This is a genomic window from Gammaproteobacteria bacterium (genome assembly GCA_013001575.1).
Taxonomy (GTDB): domain Bacteria; phylum Pseudomonadota; class Gammaproteobacteria; order Steroidobacterales; family JABDMI01; genus JABDMI01.
In genome coordinates, this window is the sequence record JABDMI010000032.1 from 1 (window position 1) to 4,065 (window position 4,065).

Genomic DNA, 4,065 nt, shown 5'->3' on the forward strand with positions numbered 1-4,065 from the left:
TTAAAAAACCGCGACTGTGCATCCATCACATTAGCGGGTGCCATTTTATCGGAACTCATCACCACATGCGGATGAATATCCAGATGATAATGACTAAAGGTGTGACGAAACGATTCCAATTCCTGAATATCCTCTTGCGATACCTGATCCTGGATGTGGGCGTGTAAACTCGTGACATCCTCAAATTCCGGAAACGACCACAAGCCGCCCCAGATACCGGTGGGTGGACGTTGCTGTAACAAGACCGAACCGTCATCGACCAGACACAAAACATAAACCTGTTTCACCGGTTTTTGTTTTTTCGGTTTTTTGTGAGGGAATTCCGCAACCCGATCCGTTTGAAACGCAACACACTGCTTTGCGATTGGACACGCCGTACACTTTGGTTTGGAGCGCGTGCACAAGGTGGCACCAAGATCCATGATCGCCTGGGTGTAATCGGCCACACGCTTTTTAGGGGCCAGGGTTTCCGAGTATTGCCATAACTGTTTGCCCACCGCACTCACCCCGTACCAGCCTTGCACCGCGTAATAACGCGCCAGCACGCGTTTCACATTGCCGTCTAATATCGCATACGGCGCGTTATAGGCCTGCGCCATGATCGCGCCGGCGGTCGAACGCCCGATTCCTGGTAAGGCCAATAAAGTTTCAAAGTCGTTTGGCACGGTCTTATGTTCGCTCCACATCTGTTGGGCAGCTTTATGCAAATTGCGTCCACGCGCGTAGTAACCCAGACCCGACCACAAACTCAAAACCTCATCCTGACTGGCTTGCGCCAGTTTTTGCAAGCTTGGGAAAGCGGCCACAAAGCGTTGGTAATACGGGATAACGGTAGTAACCTGGGTCTGTTGTAACATCACTTCAGACAACCAGATATGATACGCACGCATGGGTTTAGGAATAACCGGGTCTTTCCAGGGCAAATTATGCCGACCGTGTGCATCAAACCACTTCAGGATCTGTTGGGAAAAATTCGCCATGGGCTAGTCGGTGTCTTTGGGCGCTGGAGTTGGCTTTTCCGGCGCTGTTGGTTTTATTACTGCCGTGTTGTCACCGGAATCATTGTCTTCACTGTGCTCGTCTTTTGTAAGCTCAACCTGATCGGGCAACAAAACTTCAAACTGGGGGAAATTCCGTTTGCTGTTTTTTTCGCGATCAATGGGATATAAACCCTGGGCATGGGCCTCCATGCGTTGCATGATCTCAACCCCGTCTTTACGCAGGGATTTTTTAATCAAATAATTCCCGAGTAAGGGCGGCACCCAAAAGTCCGGTTCAAATTCCATGCGGTAATAAATTCGGGTTTGTTCATTACCGACTGAATGTGATTGCCCTTTCGCTACTACCGGTTTTTTGACCGCTTCCAATTCCCAGGTAGTCACATTCCATTTCACGTTGTTGCTCAATTCGGGATCCAGAGTGGTTACAATTTTTTTCGGCTCACTCAATTCAATGCGTTCGACTTTTTCCATACTGCGACAAAAAAAAGCGATACACCCGTAAATATGGGTATACACACGGGCCTTCCCCTGGGCATCCGGAGTGATGTCCTGACTGTGCACAATGCCGCGGGAAAACTGGTGCAAACTGTTGTAATCGGCCAGAATTCGATACATGCTGTCGACAGGCGCATCGACTTGTAAGGTGCTATCCAGATAATAGCGTTTGCCCTTGCGTTCAACTTCCATTTTGGTCATCTCAACCGCAGCGGCTGGTACCACCAGCAGGCAGGCACACAGCACCATCAGGCTGTGACAAGCGCTGTTGTGTAATTTCAATCTATCCACCGAACAGGTCTTTCAATTTGTCTTTGGCTTTTTGTTCCAACTCGTCTTTTTTCTGTTCTAGCGGATCGATCTCGGGTTCCTCGGCCACGGCCGGGTCAGGTTCGCTTGCTGGGTCGTCGCTTGCCGGTTTGGTGGTGTCGGGGTTTGCCGGATCGCTTGCCGTTTTATCCGGAGTCTGTGACGGAGTTTTTTCTGGCAATGGATTTTTACCACCCAAAACGTCTCCCAGTAAACTACCCAAGGCACCGCCGACCTTGTCTTTTAATTTATCGTCGAGTTTTTCACGCGCTTTATCACGCAATTCCTGTTCGGCTTTGGCTCGTAAAAAAGCGCTGACATCCGGACGCACTTTGGGCGCTTGCAAGGTACCGGTAATCTTAACCGGGATGGTGGCCCCCACCAGTTCATCCAGACTGAGTTGCACTTCGTTGTTAAGGTTTGAGGCTTTGCGCTCCAATACATCCGCACTCACTTGATAATTAATGCTTTGATCCAGGGTGTTGAGATTACCTTTTCCTCGAATTCGCATACGCGGCATCACGGCCAGAAAGTCGTCATTTTGCAATACACCATTGCTTAATTTGGTGCTGGCTTGCAAGGTTTCAAAGGGTGTCTTTTTGGTGTCGGCAACATCGGTGACGGCTCGGTTTTTTAGCAACGACAAGGCATTGGCCACCGCGTAATTAATGTCAAAGCCTTCAAACACCCCGTTTTTGATGGTGAAGTTGGCGTCACCAAGCGCATTCTGTTGCATGGCGCCGACCGTATCGCCAAAAGTAGACAACTCGATACGCCCGGAGGTGGTTCCGGTCATCACCGCATTAGCCCACATGGCATCACCCAGCGCTTTGAGATCGATATTGGTGATGGTTTCGTTGGCTTGCAGTTTTGGACTTGGCCCGGAGACGTCCAGACGTATGTCACCCGAATACTGGCCACCAAAAAAATTGGCTTTTGACGGAAAAATGCGTAACTTGCCATCGAGCAGCTTGATGCCCGCTTCCAGATTGGTGGTTTCAATGTTGCCGATCAGCATCCGACCAATTTTTGCCGTGCCGCTCACATCCCAGTCACGCAGTGGGTCTTGTGGTATAGAAATGGCGGCCACCGTTGCCTGGCTACTGCTGTTGCCGTCTTTGTCTTTTAAGGCGTCGGCCTGTTTGGGGGGCAACAAGCGATTGGCGTCCAGGCTCGCGGCGGTGAGATCAAAACTGAGTTTTTTCTGTGCGAGATCATCGATGGCGGCCTTGCCTTGCCACGCGGTGCCATCGATCACCGCCCGCATGCCCTGCATGGCCAAACTGTTTTTGCTCACCCGATAATTACCATCCAGCGTCATGCTACTCCAGGCATCCGCAGACATCTTGGGTAACTCAATCCCGAGTTTTGGCGCCAGGGTTTTGGGCGAAAATTCTTGCAGCGATAATTTGCCCTGCAAAACAGGATCGTCTTGCAGCAATTGACGGCCTTGCACACTACCAGAAATATCCAGGTCATATACACCGGCGTTCAGATCCGGCGCGCTCAAGGTTTCCGTATTTAGGTCAAGGGTGGCATTTTTACCCGAAAACACCCCTGCGAAGTTCTTGTTTGGCCAAGGCTCTCCCGTCGCGGTGGTGTTGATGTTATAGCCTTGCATTGTCAGCACACGATCGAGCAAGTTCAATTGCTCACTCTTGAGTGTCGCTTGCAGGGTCTCGCCCGGTAAAGCGCTTCCGCTCAGGTCAATATTGATGTTGGCGCCCGGAATACGAATATCACCATCGGCCACACGTAAACTCGTCGCGACCAGTTTCCCTTTTGCCTGTTTGCCCAAACTCGGCATGTTTTGGATCTGGTAATCAATATCCGGTTGTTGTAATGAGATGATCCCTTCTGCGTAACGGATCTCGCTGGTGTCGACCGTGGCCTGAATATTCTCGGCTTGCACCGCTTCACCCTGCAAGGCGAGAGTTAACTCGGGCTCACTGAGAATAAAAGGATCGAATTGACTTAAACGCGTAATGCCTTTGACTTGCACCTGACCCTGCACTTGCGGATTTTCGAGACTGAATGCGATATCGCCATCCACACGGGTGGGCGTGCCGGGCTTGAGTTCGCCGGTCTCGAAGCGTTTCACCGTCACATCCAGGTTTTGCGAGTCTTTGGCGTCTTGCCAATGCAGGCTGGAATTTTTAACACTCAGTCCGGCGATCGACCCGGTAATACTCGCGGCGACCTCTTCGTCTGTTTGTTCATCGGAAATAAAGCGAGCCGCCATATCATCCCAGTTTGTAAC

Annotated in this window: 3 protein-coding genes; all 3 read right to left on the reverse strand. The window is 50.8% G+C overall.

Features of this window, described 5'->3' with window-relative positions; translation table 11 throughout:
* Positions 1-980 (reverse strand): A/G-specific adenine glycosylase (mutY, locus tag HKN88_02920; protein NNC97005.1); only part of this gene is annotated, 980 nt, incomplete at its 3' end.
* 3 nt (positions 981-983) lie between these two features.
* Entirely contained in the window at positions 984-1,778 is a 795-nt protein-coding gene (locus HKN88_02925) for an SRPBCC family protein (GenBank protein NNC97006.1), read from the reverse strand.
* 1 nt (position 1,779) lies between these two features.
* The coding region (locus HKN88_02930; GenBank protein ID NNC97007.1) for an AsmA family protein at positions 1,780-4,065 on the reverse strand (2,286 nt) is incomplete at its 5' end.